At 71.5% G+C, this 13358-nt stretch carries 15 protein-coding genes; 4 read left to right on the top strand and 11 right to left on the bottom strand.

The window, feature by feature from the left end; translation table 11 throughout:
• Window positions 1-68: 68 nt before the first annotated feature.
• Together FHG10_RS15665 and FHG10_RS15670 are read right to left on the bottom strand one after the other, a co-directional pair.
• Window positions 69-962: a cyclase family protein gene (locus tag FHG10_RS15665; RefSeq protein ID WP_152354275.1), complete on the bottom strand. Its 894-nt coding sequence runs from the start codon at window positions 960-962 to the stop codon at window positions 69-71.
• A complete protein-coding gene (locus tag FHG10_RS15670) occupies window positions 959-2707 on the bottom strand; it encodes an FAD-dependent monooxygenase (protein ID WP_152354276.1) in 1749 nt (582 codons plus the stop codon). Before FHG10_RS15670 ends, FHG10_RS15665 begins: the two co-directional genes overlap by 4 nt.
• Window positions 2708-2777: 70 nt before the next feature.
• Here FHG10_RS15670 and FHG10_RS15675 point away from each other — a divergent pair, with 70 nt between their 5' ends.
• The gene (locus tag FHG10_RS15675; RefSeq protein ID WP_152354277.1) at window positions 2778-3248 is read left to right on the top strand and encodes a MarR family winged helix-turn-helix transcriptional regulator; all 471 of its coding nucleotides are present in this window, start codon (window positions 2778-2780) and stop codon (window positions 3246-3248) included.
• A gap of 180 nt (window positions 3249-3428) precedes the next feature.
• Here the strand turns inward: FHG10_RS15675 and FHG10_RS15680 are convergent, their stop codons facing one another.
• Genes FHG10_RS15680 through FHG10_RS15690 form a run of 3 tightly spaced genes read right to left on the bottom strand, consistent with a single transcriptional unit; the run spans window position 3429 to window position 4785 of the window.
• Complete coding sequence (locus tag FHG10_RS15680) at window positions 3429-3743, bottom strand: DMT family transporter (RefSeq protein WP_152354278.1); 315 nt, start codon at window positions 3741-3743, stop codon at window positions 3429-3431.
• Entirely contained in the window at window positions 3743-4243 is a 501-nt protein-coding gene (locus FHG10_RS15685; RefSeq protein WP_193636353.1) for a DMT family transporter, read from the bottom strand. Before FHG10_RS15685 ends, FHG10_RS15680 begins: the two co-directional genes overlap by 1 nt.
• A complete protein-coding gene (locus FHG10_RS15690; protein ID WP_152354279.1) occupies window positions 4240-4785 on the bottom strand; it encodes a TetR/AcrR family transcriptional regulator in 546 nt (181 codons plus the stop codon). The genes FHG10_RS15685 and FHG10_RS15690 overlap by 4 nt, the downstream gene beginning before the upstream one ends.
• A 279-nt stretch (window positions 4786-5064) precedes the next feature.
• Here FHG10_RS15690 and FHG10_RS18320 point away from each other — a divergent pair, with 279 nt between their 5' ends.
• Complete coding sequence (locus tag FHG10_RS18320; RefSeq protein ID WP_227488311.1) at window positions 5065-6363, top strand: GmrSD restriction endonuclease domain-containing protein; 1299 nt, start codon at window positions 5065-5067, stop codon at window positions 6361-6363.
• 106 nt (window positions 6364-6469) lie between these two features.
• On the opposite strand, the gene FHG10_RS15705 is transcribed toward FHG10_RS18320, so the two are convergent.
• The 4 genes from FHG10_RS15705 to FHG10_RS15720 all read right to left on the bottom strand — a co-directional run bounded on the left by FHG10_RS15705 (window position 6470) and on the right by FHG10_RS15720 (window position 10156).
• Window positions 6470-6877 (bottom strand): hypothetical protein, encoded by a 408-nt coding sequence (locus FHG10_RS15705; RefSeq protein ID WP_152354280.1) that lies wholly within the window; start codon window positions 6875-6877, stop codon window positions 6470-6472.
• Between the two features lie 193 nt (window positions 6878-7070).
• On the bottom strand, window positions 7071-8318 hold the full coding sequence (locus tag FHG10_RS15710; RefSeq protein WP_227488312.1) for an MFS transporter: 1248 nt from the start codon (window positions 8316-8318) through the stop codon (window positions 7071-7073).
• A 162-nt stretch (window positions 8319-8480) separates the two neighbouring features.
• Window positions 8481-8921: a hypothetical protein gene (locus FHG10_RS18060; RefSeq protein ID WP_193636354.1), complete on the bottom strand. Its 441-nt coding sequence runs from the start codon at window positions 8919-8921 to the stop codon at window positions 8481-8483.
• Entirely contained in the window at window positions 8918-10156 is a 1239-nt protein-coding gene (locus FHG10_RS15720; protein WP_152354282.1) for a WXG100 family type VII secretion target, read from the bottom strand. Before FHG10_RS15720 ends, FHG10_RS18060 begins: the two co-directional genes overlap by 4 nt.
• A gap of 176 nt (window positions 10157-10332) precedes the next feature.
• Here FHG10_RS15720 and FHG10_RS15725 point away from each other — a divergent pair, with 176 nt between their 5' ends.
• Window positions 10333-11853 carry an SPFH domain-containing protein gene (locus tag FHG10_RS15725; RefSeq protein ID WP_152354283.1) on the top strand — a complete coding sequence of 507 codons (1521 nt, stop codon included), beginning with the start codon at window positions 10333-10335 and terminating at the stop codon, window positions 11851-11853.
• 32 nt (window positions 11854-11885) lie between these two features.
• On the top strand, window positions 11886-12203 hold the full coding sequence (locus FHG10_RS15730; protein WP_152354284.1) for a hypothetical protein: 318 nt from the start codon (window positions 11886-11888) through the stop codon (window positions 12201-12203).
• Window positions 12204-12302: 99 nt separating this feature from the next.
• On the opposite strand, the gene FHG10_RS15735 is transcribed toward FHG10_RS15730, so the two are convergent.
• Window positions 12303-12665 carry a HepT-like ribonuclease domain-containing protein gene (locus FHG10_RS15735; RefSeq protein WP_152354285.1) on the bottom strand — a complete coding sequence of 121 codons (363 nt, stop codon included), beginning with the start codon at window positions 12663-12665 and terminating at the stop codon, window positions 12303-12305.
• On the bottom strand, window positions 12655-12951 hold the full coding sequence (locus FHG10_RS15740) for a nucleotidyltransferase family protein (protein WP_152354286.1): 297 nt from the start codon (window positions 12949-12951) through the stop codon (window positions 12655-12657). The genes FHG10_RS15735 and FHG10_RS15740 overlap by 11 nt, the downstream gene beginning before the upstream one ends.
• Between the last annotated feature and the right edge of the window lie 407 nt (window positions 12952-13358).

Raw genomic sequence — 13358 nt, forward strand, 5'->3', positions numbered from 1 at the left:
GCCCGGTGCCCGGTGCCCGGTGCCCGATGCCCGAGCGGGCAGTCGTCGCCCGCCCGGGCGTCGGCCGCTCAGAACACCGCGAGCGGATTCACGGCGAGCCCCGTCGTGCCGAGGATCCGCGGTGGCGCGAGGACCAGCATGAAGCTCCAGCGCTGCAGGTCGGCGCAGGTCCGGGAGAGCTCCTCGAGCCGGGCGACGTCCACGAGCGGGAGGCCCAGTCGCCCGAGCGCGACCTGGTGCATCGGCATCGGGAAGCTCGGCGGACGGGCGTCCCCGATGTCTCCGACGTAGAGCGCGGCGCCGTGCGCGTCCAGCCACTCGACAGCGCTCAGGTCCAGGCCCGGCGCGGGCGCTGTCATCGACTCGTTCAGGTCCCAGCCCCCGCGCACCACGATCGCGTCGCCCGCATGGACCTCGCTGCCCTGCCGTTTCAGCGCGGCGTCGAGATCACCGCCGCCGATCCGGTCCTCGGCGGTCAGCGGCGAGCCCTCCGGCGCCATGTCCAGCAGGACGCCGCGCGCGATGATCCCGCGGGTGAACGGGTCGGCCGAGCCGTGACGCACGCCCACGGGGGTGACGGCGTCCGCGAGCGGCACGCCCGGGTAGACGCGGCCGTCCACGGGGATGTGGGCGAGGGCGTCGAGATGCGTCAGGCCCGCATTGTGCGTGTTGACCAGCAGGGAGTCGGTGGTCGCGACGGGCGTGAAGCCGTTGAAGTTCACCATCTGCATGACGGGCGCAGGGATCGTCTCCGGGGTGCCGACGGGGGAGAGCCCCGTGGTCAGCGGCGTGGGCGAGGTGGGGCGCGCGAGGCTGACCGAGGTGCCGTCGCGCACCTCCGCGGCGGCGCGGGCGCGAGCCGCGTCGTCGATGAGATTCAGGGTGCCGAGCTGGTCGTCCTCGCCCCATCGGCCCCAGTTGGAGGGGAGGTCCTCGCGCGCGGGGAGGTCGTTCCGGGTCATCGCCGTCCTCCCGCGGTCACGTGGTCGATCGCCGACTGCAGGGCCTCGTCACCGACGCCGCGGGCGCTGAGGTAGCCGTCGGGTCGCACGAGGATCCACTCCTCGTCGGCGAGGGCCAGGGTGTCGCTGACCAGCGCGTCGGCGTCCGGAATGCGGTGCGCGGCGCCGCGTGCGGAGGAAATCGTGGTGCCGCGGAATGCACCGGGGTCCGACGGCCGGTCCGCTCCGGATCCGCCGCGGCCGACGAGAGCCACCGTCTCGAGCCAGTCCGGCAGTCCCGCAGCGTCGACCGCGCCCCGCGCGCCCTCGCGGACGATGAGGTGCCAGGCAGGGGTGCGCAGCGCCGCGCGCAGCATCGTCCAGCCGGGCGACTGCGCCTCGTGGGCCCAGACCTGCCCGATGCGCTCCCCGGGGCGCGGGCCCGTCGGGCCGTCGGCCGCGCGGGTCGGGTCCGGGTCGCCCGACGCGATGGTCAGCGCGCTGTCGGGGTAGCCGATCGCGAGGCCGGACATGCCGCGGATCAGGCCGCGCTCGAACTCCTCGTGCCTGCGCTCCGCGTCCGCGTCCGCATCCGCCTCGACCTCCGCGCCGGCACCGGCCGGCGCCTCCTGCGTCGTCGCACTCGTAGGGTCGTCGACCATGACCGTCGCCATCACGCGGCTCGTGGAGGCGAGCAGCGCCTGGCCCACCGGCACGCGCTCCGCATCGTAGGTGTCCAGCAGCGATGCGTCGGCCTGGCCGCGCAGCACCATGGCGAGCTTCCAGGCGAGGTTGTAGGCCTCCTGGACGCCGGTGTTCAGCCCCTGCCCGGAGGCGGGGGAGTGCACGTGGGCGGCATCGCCCGAGACGAAGCAGCGGCCCACGTGCATCGCGGGCACCGCGCGCTGCTGGATCGTGAAGCGCGAGACCCAGCTGGGCTGCTCGACGACCGTCTCGCGGCCCAGCGCCTGGGTGAGCTTGGTGCTGAACTGCCGGGCGATCTGCTCGGGGTCCGACGGGTCGCCCTCACCGGTCGTGTCCAGCAGGCGCCACGTGCCCGCCTCCGGGAACGGGAAGAGCATGAGCGCGCCGCCCTCGGGGAACATCCAGTGCACGCCGTCGCGGTCCACGTCGGTGTGCACGACCGCGTCGGCGATCAGCCAGGTGTGGGCGGACTCGCCGGTCAGGGGCAGTCCGAGTGCCTTGCGGACGGTCGAGTGGCCGCCGTCGCATCCCCACAGGTACCGCGCGCGCACGGTCTCGGACGTGGCCGACGTGTCGCTCTGCACGGTGCTCCCCGCGTCGGCCCCGGGGCCCGGATCGGCCCGGTGGCGCAGCGCGGCGGTGACGCCGTCGGCGTCCTGCTCGAAGGACTCGAGGGTGGTGCCCCACTCGATCTCGACGCCGAGCATCGCGGCCGCAGCACGCAGCGCGCGCTCGATGATCACCTGGTCGACGTTGAGCATGAAGGGGAAGCGCGTGGCGAGATCCCCGAAGTCGAAGTCCAGACGGTCGGTGCCCTCCGTCTCGTGGCGGACGAAGGCGTTGACGCGCGTGCCGTGGGGAGCGATCTCGCCGAGGATCCCGATCTGGTCGTAGACCTCCAGGCTGCGTGCGTGCGCCCCGAGGGCCCGGCTGGTCGTCGCCGGTCCGCGCGCGGCATCCACGAGCCGCACGGACACTCCCGAGCGCGCGAGGTTCACCGCCGCCATGAGGCCGACGGGCCCGGCGCCCGCCACGAGGACATCGACATCGTGATCAGTCATCGGTTCCTGCTTCCTGCAGTGTTAGCTAAGCTGACGCAGGGAAGTGTTCCACCAGGAGGGCGAGAGGGCAATGCAGGACGAGACGCAGAAGACATCCGCAATCGGCGGCGATGCGCTCCCGCTGCTAGCGCTCCTGCAGCGCGGTCTGCGCGTGCTGACCGACGAATTCGTGCAGCGCATGGAGGTCGCAGGCATCGACCCCATCACCCCGGCGCACGCGATCGTGCTCATGCACTTGGGGCAGGAGTCCCCGCTGACCGTCGCCGCGCTCGCGCGGCGGGCCGACGTCACCCGCCAGACCATGCACCGCGCGGTCATGCAGCTCGTCGACGAGGGGATCCTGACCAGCGCGCCGGGAACGGGCTTCCCCCGCAGCAAGCTGATCGGGCTGACGGAGGCGGGTGAGCGCCGCCGCGATCTCGCGCGCGGCATCCTCGACGAGCTCGATCGCGAGCTCGCGCAGGAGGTCGGCGAGGGCGTCGTCGAGATGCTGCGCGGGGTGCTCGGGAGGGCGTGGGGGCGGGCCGGGTCCGTCGGGTGATCGCGCGGCCCCGTCAATCGCCGATGGGACGTGGGTCGGCCTCTCTGCCGGGGTGGCAGGGAGGTCGCGCACATGCCGGTCGACGACGAGGGGTCGCGCCGCCGTGAAGCGGTCGAGCCGCGAGGCCGTCGAGCCGCGAGGCCGTCGACCCTCGGCGTCATCGAATCCTCCGCGCCCGGTCTACGCGGCCCCGGTCTCGATCAGCAGCACTCCGCCGATGATGAGCGCGACGCCCAGCCCCATCAGCCAGGTGAACGGCTCCTTGAAGACCGCTCGTCCGAGCAGTGCGGTGAGGGCGACGCCGGCGGCCGCCCAGATGCCGTAGGCGGCGCCGAGCGGGACGCCGTGGGCGAGGGCGAGCGAGAGCAGGGTGAAGGCGCTCAGGTAGCCGAGCGCCACGCCCGCGTACCAGGGGCGTCGTCCGATGGCCAGGCGCAGGGACATCGTCCCGAAGACCTCGGAGACGATCGCGCCGACGAGCAGTGTCCAGGCCATCAGCGCTCCTCCTCCGACGCCGCCGAGCGGGTCGTGCGATCGAGCGGATCGAGGGGGGCGGCAGACCCCGGCCCTGCGGCGGACTCGGGCCACACGGCGAACTCGGGCCCGACGTCGGACTCGGGCCCCGCGCCGGACGCGGGCGGCGCCGGCGAGCCGAGCTCCACGCACAGCACCCCCGCGATGACCAGGACGATGCCGATGATCATCGGTGCCGTGAGCGCTTCGCCGAAGAGGACCAGGGACATGATCGCGGTCAGCGCGACGCCGGATGCTCCCCAGACCCCGTAGGCGACGCCGAGGGGCATGCCCTCGCGCAGCACGAGGGCGAGAGCGACGAACGCCCCCACGTATCCGACCAGGACGACGGCGTAGAGGGCGGGCTGCTCGAGGGCGCCCTTGAGCGACAGTGAGGCCGTGACCTCCGCGCCGATCGCGAGGAGCAGGAACGTCCACCCGCGCGAGGTCGCGTTCGACCTCGCGACCGCCTCGGCCGTCACTCGGCGGCTCCCGCGCCCTCGTCCACGAGCTCCATGGCCAGGGAGAGCAGCTCCCCGCGCTCGTCCTCCCTCACTGCGGGGATGTCGAGCGAGGCGTTGAACCAGGCGCCGTCGGCCAGGAGTCGGGCGGCCCGCAGCGCCGCGCGACGACGCGGACTCCCCTCGAGCTCGAAGCCGAACCACGGGTCGAGCCTGCGCGACCACTGCTCGCACAGCATGTCCCGCAGCCGCGCATCGGCGATCAGCGCGAGGTCGCTGTGCGCGAACTCCCCGCGCAGCGCGTGGGACACGTAGGCGCGCAGGCGATCGGCAGGATCGTCGAGGTCGGCATGCTCCTGCTCCAGGCACCCCTGGAGGTCCGACTCCCAGAGATCCACGATGCGATCGACGACGGCGACGAGCAGCTTCTGCTTGGTGCCCACGTGATGGACCACGCCGGGTTTGGTCAGTCCGGTCTCCCGGGCCACGGCGTCGAGGGTGAGCGGCTCGTGCTGCGCGAGCACGGCGATCGCGGCGTCCAGGACCTCGGGTCTCGTCGGCATGGGCACAGGATACCTACCATCCGTATGGTCGGTCGACTCCGCGGACCCGTCGGGCGGTGCCGGCATCGAGGCAGCGGGGGCCTCGTGCGTTCGACGACGCGCGCCGGATCGTGACCCATTCGAGACCGTCCACGTGACCCACGCACTACGCGCTGACCAGGAAATTCGCCGACACTGACCCGGAGGGGTCCAGACCGCATCGATGACGCTGCGGGAGCACCGATGCCGGTGCTGCGGCGACCTCTTCCTCTCCTCGGCTCTTCTCCTCGAAGGACACTGATGGCTCCTCGTCTCGGCGCGCTCACCGACAAGCTCACCGGCAAGCTCACCGGCAAGAAGAAGGTGGGTGTCATCTCCGCGCTCTCCTGCTGCGGCTGCGGCGGTCTCGCATTCCTCCTGCTCATGACGCTCGGCGTGATCGGCGTGTTCGTCGCGCCGACGACGACCACCCCGAGCGATGACCCCACGGTGGTCGCCCAGTCCGCCGACCGCGAGGCCCAGGCATCGCAGGAGCCCGCGCCGTCGGCCTCCGAGGCTGCGACGCCGACCGAGACGCCGAGCGCGAGCGCGACGCCCGATGCGTCGACGGCGGCGACCACCTCGACCGCGCCGTCGGCATCTGCCAGCGCGTCGCCGACCCCCGATGCCTCCACCGCCCTCGGCATGCTCGAGACGCTCGAGGTGAAGGGCCGCGCCCCGAAGACGGGCTACGACCGCGACCTGTTCGGGTGGCGCGACGACGTCGACCACAACGGCTGCGACACCCGCAACGACGTGCTGCGCCGGGACCTCTCGAACATCGTGCTCAAGCACGGCACCGACGGCTGCGTCGTGCTGACGGGCACGCTCAGCCCCTCGCCCTACAGCGGCGAGGACGTCTCCTTCGACCAGCAGAACAACAACTCCCTGGACATCGACCACGTGGTCGCGCTCTCCGACGCCTGGCAGACGGGCGCCTCCGGCTGGGACGAGGAGGCCCGCCACGCGTTCGCCAACGACCCGCTGAACCTCCTCGCGGTCGAGAGCGGCCTGAACCGGCAGAAGAGCGACGGCGACGCCGCGACCTGGCTGCCGCCCCGGAAGGCGTACCGCTGCGAGTACGTCGCCCGCCAGATCGCCGTGAAGTCCGAGTATGACCTGTGGGTCAAGCCCGCCGAGAAGGACGCGATGCGCGCGGTGCTCGAGGACTGCGAGGACACGCCGGCGTTCGCCGGGGCCGTCGCCACCCCCGACCGGTGGGAGGGCGACAACGCCACCGAGGCCCCGGCGCCGACGAAGAAGCCGAAGGAGAGCTCGAAGGCGTCGGGATCCTCGTCGAAGGGGTCGTCGTCGAAGGATTCTTCGTCCTCGAAGACGTCGTCGTCCTCCACGAAGTCCTCGTCCGGGTCCTCGAGCTCCAAGTCGTCGGGCTCCGGGTCCTCGGACTCGTCATCCTCCGGCTCCAGCAGCGGCTCGGGGAGCGCGTATTACAAGAACTGCGACGCCGTGCGGGCGGCGGGCAAGGACCCGATCCATGCGGGGGACCCGGGGTATGCGCGCCACCTCGACCGTGACGGCGACGGCGTCGGCTGCGAATGAGGAAGAGCGCGGGACCGCTCAGTGGTCCCGCGCCCTCGAACTGCAGTGATGACGCCCTAGCTCACGATCCTGGCGGTGAGGATCGTGAGCGCCGGGGCCGTCCGCGTCAGCGCACCTGGTCCACCAGGTGGTCGCCGTGCATGTTCGTCGAGGTCTTCACGCCGATGGTCATCTGCGCGTCGGTCTCGGTGTTCACGTAGGTGACGTAGACGTGCCCCGCGGCGCCCTCGGCATCCAGGCGCTTCCAGTGCTTGGCGGCGGTGGCGTGGTCGACGAGGTCGGCGCGCGCGCTGCTGGTCGTGTCGCGCTGCAGGTCGATGTCGTCGCCCACGCCGAACTCCCGGACCGTGCGGTCCGCGTAGTCGACGGGGCTGGTGGTGCTCTGCGAGCTCTGGGCGGTCTCCGATCCCTGCGCGGAGTCGGCGGTGGTCGGCGCGGCGAGGGCGGCGGGGGCGCTGAGCGCTCCGGCGAGGCCGACGGTGGCGACGATGGCGAGCTTCCGAGTGCGGGTCATACTGGATCAGACCTTCCTTCGAGGTGACGAGATGCCCGGGGAGGGAAGAGTCCGAATGACCGACCCCGTGCATCATGCACTGTCGTTGACCCACTCTTTGCCTACGTTTGACCCGTTGTCAAACGCCAGGCACGGCACGTGGACGCTCACGTGGACGTTCGGGCGGATGCTCACGTGGACGCCCGGGCGGACGCTAGAGGGCGTCGGCCGTCGTCCCCGACGCGCGCCGATGCACCCCGAACGAGATCCCCACGATCCCGAGCCCCAGCACCGCGAGCAGCATGCCCGTCCACGCGGGGGCGAGCAGCCCCCAGCCGGCGGCGAGCACCGCGGCGCCGAGCGCCGCGCCGAGCGAGTTGCCGATGTTCAGCGCCGAGTGGTGCAGGGAGGCCGCGAGCGAGGGGGCGTCGGGCGAGGCGTCGAGCAGGAACAGCTGCAGGGACGGGCCCATGAGCTGGGACGTCACCGCGATCACGAAGAGCATGATCATGCCCGCGACCGCCCAGTGGGCGACCAGCGCGAACACCGCGAAGCTCGCTGCCATGCCCACCAGGCCCAGGAGGATCGTGCCGTAGATCGAGCGGTCGGTGAGGCGCCCGGCGACGATGTTCCCCACGGTCATGCCGACGCCGAAGACGAACAGCGCGAGTGGCACGGTGCGCTCGGAGAGGCCCAGCACGCCGGGCACGATCTCGCCGATGTAGCTGTAGACCGCGAACATGCCGCCGAAGCCGATCGCGCCGATGCCCAGGCCCAGCCACACCTGCGCGCGGCGCAGCGCCCGCAGCTCGCCGAGCATCGAACCGGTCGTGCCGGAACCCTCGGGCTCCGGCACGAGACGCCAGATGGCGAGAGTGCTCGCGAGCGCCAGGACCATCACGATCCAGTAGGCGGCGCGCCAGCCGACGCTCTGGCCGAGCGCCGTCGAGGCGGGCACCCCGAGCATCGTCGCAATCGTCAGGCCCAGCATCACCTTGGAGACCGAGCGGGCGCGCCGGCCGGGAGGGGAGAGGCGGGAGGCGACGAGCGCGGCCACGCCGAAGAAGGCGCCGTGGGGGAGTCCGGCGACGAACCGCGCGATCGCGAGGATCGAGAACGTGGGCGCGATCGCGGAGATCAGGTTCCCCGCGCCGATCAGGGCGATGAGCAGGACGAGCAGTCGGGCGCGCGGCATCCTCGCGGCGGCGATCGTCACCACGGGCGCGCCGATCACGACGCCCAGCGCGTAGAGGGTGATGAGCATGCCGGCCTGCGGGACGCTCACGGTGAGCGAGCGGGCGATCTGCGGCAGCAGGCCCATGGAGGCGAACTCGGTGGTGCCGATCGCGAAGGCGCCGAGGGCCATCGCGAGGATGACCAGGCGAAGGCGCGCGGGCTCGAGCGGCGCGGCCGACGGGGTCTGGCTGGACGAGGTCTGGCTCGACGGGGAGGGCGGGGTCACGGCATCTCCAGCGGAACGGGGCGGATCATCGCTGCCGACGCTGGGAGCGGTGTGGACCGATCGATCGTATAGGCCTGCGCAGTGACGGGTCACGCGGCGTCCGCGTCGTGCCGCTGTCAGCCGCGCGGGCCGCGCTGATCGATGGTCACCGCCTCCTCGCGGTCAGCGCCCCGTCTGCCGCACCGCCACGTGCACCACGGGCTCGTCCTCCTGCCCGATCACGACGACGAATGCCGCCGATCCCTCGACGCCCTCGGCGATGCGATCGCCCTTCTTCTGCACGCCGTCTCCCAGGCGCTCCGTCGCCGCGGCCATGTCGTCCTTGAAGGCGCGGGACTCGATGCCGTCGGGGAAGTTGTCCTCCACCCACGCGTCGATCTCGTCGGCGGGCCCGGAGAAGGTGACGACCCTGCTCCACTTCTCGTCGCCCTGCAGGGGTGCGTCCGCGACGGACGCCTCCACGTTCGGGGCGCCGAGGCCCGCGGCCTCGAGGACGGTCTGAGCATCCATCTCGGTCTCCTCGGTGTCGGGCTTCCCGCAGGCGGCCAGCAGCATCGTGGCGGCGGCGAGGGGGAAGAGGGGGAGAAGAGCTCGTCGTCTCACGTTACGGACCCTTCCGAATGCTGGGTGGAGGATGCCCCGACCAGGTTGTACTCCCGGGCGAGGCCACCGCGGTGGAGCGCCGCCAACGACTCGTCGCTCACCGTGAACGGGCCGATCTGGGTCGCCTTCCCGCCGTCCCAGTTGTACCGGTCGCGGAAGTTGACCTGGGCGTCGACCTCGTAGCGCCACGCGGAGTGGTTCTGGTCAGGAGGGTACGCGGTCACAGTGCCGGTCTGGTTGTAGTTGTAGCTGCCGGACGCATAGAACCAATCGCCCTCGTCCGGGCTGCCCGTGTGGCTCGCCCACGGAGTGCTGAGGGGATAGGTGATCGGACCGGTGGCGCCGTCCTTCTGCGCCTGGGCGACAGCATCGTGTCCAGCTTGATCACGTGCCTCGTCGGCCTTCTGCGCGACGTGGGGCTGGTCCTTCAGAAGCCCGTCGACGTCCGTGGAGTAGTCCTCTCCCGTGTTGTCGAGGAAGTGGTCCAGATGGTCGGCGGCGTGGGGCCAATCGTTCCGCTTGAGGTCGGCTCCTTCCCGGGCGAGTGAATGCACTGCATGGTCCTTCGGGCCACCGAACTCGGAGTCGTACTCTCCTGCGCCATCGGCCGGAGGAGTCCAGGACGGCGGTGCCGGCGCATCGGCTGTCGTGCCAGGGACGCCGGCGCCGAGGCCCGTCTGGCCGCTGGTTGTCGGGGCGGGCCCGGGTGTGGAGTACTGAGCATTGGGGTTCTTCGCGTCGGGGTCGAAGGAGTCGTCGCCCGAGCGGCGCGGGGAGTTCGCGGCACCGGTTCCTCTGCGCGCACTGCGATTGTCGCCACGGTGATCCAGGAGCCCCAGAGCCGCCGATGCCGCAGCACCACCGATGAAGGCGCTCGGCGTGCCGGTGAGCCCCAAGAGGGTGGCAGGTGCGGGTGCGCCGTCCGCTTCCGGCGTGACGGTGGGGGCGGCGACGACTGTCGTGTCGACGGACGAGGCCGCGTCCTGCTGATCCGCTTGATCGATCAGCTGCTTCGACAGCGCAGTGAGGCGCGCGGCGGCACCCTGGGCACTGGAGCGCACGTCCGATCTATAGGCGAGGCGGAAAGCCTCGGCATCGGGGCCGATCCAGGTGTCCTCGCGCAGGATCGTGGCATCGAGCCCTCTCAGGAGCTCGTCGACCCGCCTGGACTGCGTGGCCAGCGTCGAGCTGAATGTGCGGAGCTGATGGGTGTCCGCTCCCAGGAATCCAGACATCGTTCCTCGCAGTGCCGTTCCGTGATCTGCCTGTGCAGATGTCAACCTAAGGTCGCCGGCGCCGTCGGTCCATGGGGACTTCTGCCCATCCCCGCCCTCTCCGCGCGCCGCCTCCGCGCGCTGATCCATGGGATCCTGGCCACACCACTCTCCCTCTGTCCCTCGAAGGAAGCACCATGGGCAGCACATTCCTCGGCATCGGGATCATCGGCTTCATCGCCGTGGTCCTCGTCGCCCTCCTCGTCATCGCGGTGATCGTCTTCCTGGTGATCCGCAGCTGGATCAAGGTCGCCCGGGCCGACGAGGCCCTCGTGGTCTCCGGCAAGAGCCAGAAGAACGACGACGGCACGACCTCGGCGACCACGGTCGTGGTCAACGGCAAGGCGATCGTCAATCCGATCACCCAGCGCCACGAGGTCATCTCGCTGCGCCAGCGGCAGGTGAACATGCGCGCAGAGGCGCAGTCGGCGGACAACGTGACCGTCGCGGTCGAAGCGGTCGCCCTGGTGAAGATCGGCTCGGACAAGACCCTGGTGCGTCGGGCGGCCGAGCGCTTCGCCTCCCAGGACGAGGCCATCGAGTCCTTCACCCAGGACCAGCTCGAGGGCGTGCTGCGCGGCGTCATCGCCCAGCAGTCCGTGATCTCGCTGATGCGCGACCGCAAGGTCTTCTCCGAGCAGATCGCCGAGACCGTGATCCCCGAGCTGCGCGAGCAGGGCCTGATCCTCGACTCCTTCCAGATCCGCGGCATCACCGACGGCGTCGGCTACATCCAGTCCCTCGGCGCCCCGGAGATCGAGGCCAAGCGCCAGGCGGCCGAGATCAGCGAGACCAACGCCCAGCGCGCCGTCGCCAAGGAGCGCATCCGCAACGAGGAGCAGAACCTCGTCGAGCAGCAGGCGCTGGACACGAACAAGGCCAACGCCCAGGCCGAGGTCGGCCGTGCGCAGGCGCAGGCCGAGCAGGCGCAGGCCCTGGCGGGCGAGAAGTCCCGCCAGGAGGTCCTCCAGCAGCAGGCCGAGAACAAGCAGGCGCAGCTGGACGCGGACGTCAAGCGCGTCGCCGACGCCGAGCTGTACCGCAGGCAGAAGGACGCCGAGGCCGCCGCGTTCGAGCAGCGCCGACAGGCCGAGGCCCGCGCCGAGGTCGCCGAGGCCGACGCCCGCGCCGTGAAGCTGCGCGCCGAGGCCGACGCCGAGTCCGAGCGGCTGGCCGGCGAGGCCCGGGCCGCCGCCATGCGCGCCGAGGCCGAGGCCCTGCGCGAGAACCAGGAGGCGCTGCTCGCCCAGCGCGTCGTCGACCAGCTGCCCACCCTCATGGAGACCTTCGCCCGGGGCTACGCGCAGATCGGCGAGATCACCGTGGTCAGCTCCGGCGGCGCCGAGGGCGACGTCGCGGGCAAGCAGTTCTCCGGCGAATCCGCCGGGGCGCTGCGCGGCGTCTTCGACACCGTCGAGGCGACGCTCGGGCTGAGCATCCCCGACCTCATCCAGGGCCGCGTGGCCGGCGAGGCCCAGGGGCGGGCACAGGGCGAGGCGCTCGGCGAGGCGCTGCGCGGGTCCGGCGCGGAGCGTGCGACGGGCTCGCATCGTGCGGGCGGTGCCGATTCCGGCGGGGCCGACGCGTCGCGGCCGACGGGCGCGGACGAGGCTTCGACGCCGACGCGTCCGGAGCAGAATGGGACGGGCGCCGACTGATCGGCCTGCCCGACTCCCGAGAGGACGCACCCGTGGAACAGATCTCCGTCGCCGGCCATCCCGAGCCGGTCCCCGCATCCGCCGCCGCCGAGCGGATGCTGCGCCAGCGCCTCGACGCGGCCCGCGAAGAGCGCGGCCAGGAGGCGGCCGACGGGCTCGAGGTGCTGGTCGGCCGCAGGATCGGTGTGCTGCTCGCCGGCGGCGCGCCCAGCATCGACGTCGCGACCATGCGCGCGATCGTCGACCACGTGGAGCTGCCCGCCGAGGACGAGGACGAGCCCACCGGGATCAAGGGCGCCTTCCAGGGGATCAAGGACAAGCTCGCGCAGCGGGGTGGGCCCGCGCGGTGAGCGGGTGCGGGCAGCAGTATCTACGACCAGGTCACTATTCAACGTCGGGCGCTGGGCACGCCCGACGCAACGTGTCAGACGCAGAACGGGCTCGCGTCGTCATGAATGCCCGATCTCCGACTCGTCATCGCTGAGGAGTCGATCGAGCACGCTGAGCAGCGCGTCGAGCCGGGTCGTCGCGGTTTCCCAGACGATGGCGCTGTCGACCGTCGCGTATCCGTGGATCAGGATGTTCCGGAAGGCGACGATCTGAGGGAGGTCGGGGATCGTCTCCGCAGCCGCCGGATCCGATCGGCTGAGCCGATCGAGGGCCTCCCCGAGAATCTCGAACTGGCGCTCGACCGCCGACCTGAGGAGGGCATCCCTCTCGTAGTCCTCGAAGCTGGCGTCGTCGATGAACGCGAGCACGCGCCTCGCCGCACGCTGGGCGTCCCACAGCAGCCCTGCCGCCTCACGCCGCATAGATTTCCACCGAAGTGCGGGCGACCTCGTCGGCGAAGTAGGGGTTCTCGAGGCTCTGCGGAGCGACCAGGTCGACGGAGCGACCGAGCAGAGACTCCAAGGACGCTTTCAGCGCGAAGTAGTCGTCGAGGGTCGACGAAGCTCCCGGAATGAATTCGACGAGGAAGTCGGCGTCGCTGCGCTGCGGATCGAAATCGTCGGTGGTGCCCGAACCGAACAGGGTGAGTCGATGTACATGATGACGGCGCGCGAGCTCCGCGACTGCGGTCCGGTCGATGGCGAGCATCGCTCCCCCTCACATGTCGTGGGCGTCGGGTCTATCTTCTCACGGGGCTCTGCACTCACCGAGGGAGGCTATGGCGCGCCTGGGCGCCCAGGAGGCGACCGGCAGGGTGGAGGTGCCGGCGGGAGGATCGGTGCGCTGTTCGCCGGCGGCGGGTCCGGCATTGACGCCTCCACCATGCGTGCGACCGTCGACCACGTGGAGTTGCCATCCGAGGACCAGGACGAGCCCGCCGGGCGCAGGGGATCAAGGACGGACTCGCGCAGCGGGGTGGGCCCGCGCGGTGAGCCGTGCGCGGCACACCGCGCAGAGAGTCCTGTGCGGCTGATCAGGTGCGAGGTTCAAGGACCGCGGGAAGGGGGGGCCCTCGCGGAGCCGGAGGCGCACGATGGGCACATGGCTGATCCGAA

Origin of the sequence: Brachybacterium subflavum (genome assembly GCF_009299795.1) — a bacterium.
Classification (GTDB): Bacteria; Actinomycetota; Actinomycetes; order Actinomycetales; family Dermabacteraceae; genus Brachybacterium; species Brachybacterium subflavum.

Coding starts and splice junctions, on each gene's coding strand:
- FHG10_RS15680 (WP_152354278.1), bottom strand. CDS start 3,743: ATGGCCTGGACACTGCTCGTCGGCGCGATCGTCTCCGAGGTCTTCGGG.
- FHG10_RS15670 (WP_152354276.1), bottom strand. CDS start 2,707: ATGACTGATCACGATGTCGATGTCCTCGTGGCGGGCGCCGGGCCCGTC.
- FHG10_RS18320 (WP_227488311.1), top strand. CDS start 5,065: ATGGCTCCTCGTCTCGGCGCGCTCACCGACAAGCTCACCGGCAAGCTC.
- FHG10_RS15675 (WP_152354277.1), top strand. CDS start 2,778: ATGCAGGACGAGACGCAGAAGACATCCGCAATCGGCGGCGATGCGCTC.
- FHG10_RS15725 (WP_152354283.1), top strand. CDS start 10,333: ATGGGCAGCACATTCCTCGGCATCGGGATCATCGGCTTCATCGCCGTG.
- FHG10_RS15740 (WP_152354286.1), bottom strand. CDS start 12,951: ATGCTCGCCATCGACCGGACCGCAGTCGCGGAGCTCGCGCGCCGTCAT.
- FHG10_RS15705 (WP_152354280.1), bottom strand. CDS start 6,877: ATGACCCGCACTCGGAAGCTCGCCATCGTCGCCACCGTCGGCCTCGCC.
- FHG10_RS15665 (WP_152354275.1), bottom strand. CDS start 962: ATGACCCGGAACGACCTCCCCGCGCGCGAGGACCTCCCCTCCAACTGG.
- FHG10_RS15720 (WP_152354282.1), bottom strand. CDS start 10,156: ATGTCTGGATTCCTGGGAGCGGACACCCATCAGCTCCGCACATTCAGC.
- FHG10_RS15690 (WP_152354279.1), bottom strand. CDS start 4,785: ATGCCGACGAGACCCGAGGTCCTGGACGCCGCGATCGCCGTGCTCGCG.
- FHG10_RS15735 (WP_152354285.1), bottom strand. CDS start 12,665: ATGCGGCGTGAGGCGGCAGGGCTGCTGTGGGACGCCCAGCGTGCGGCG.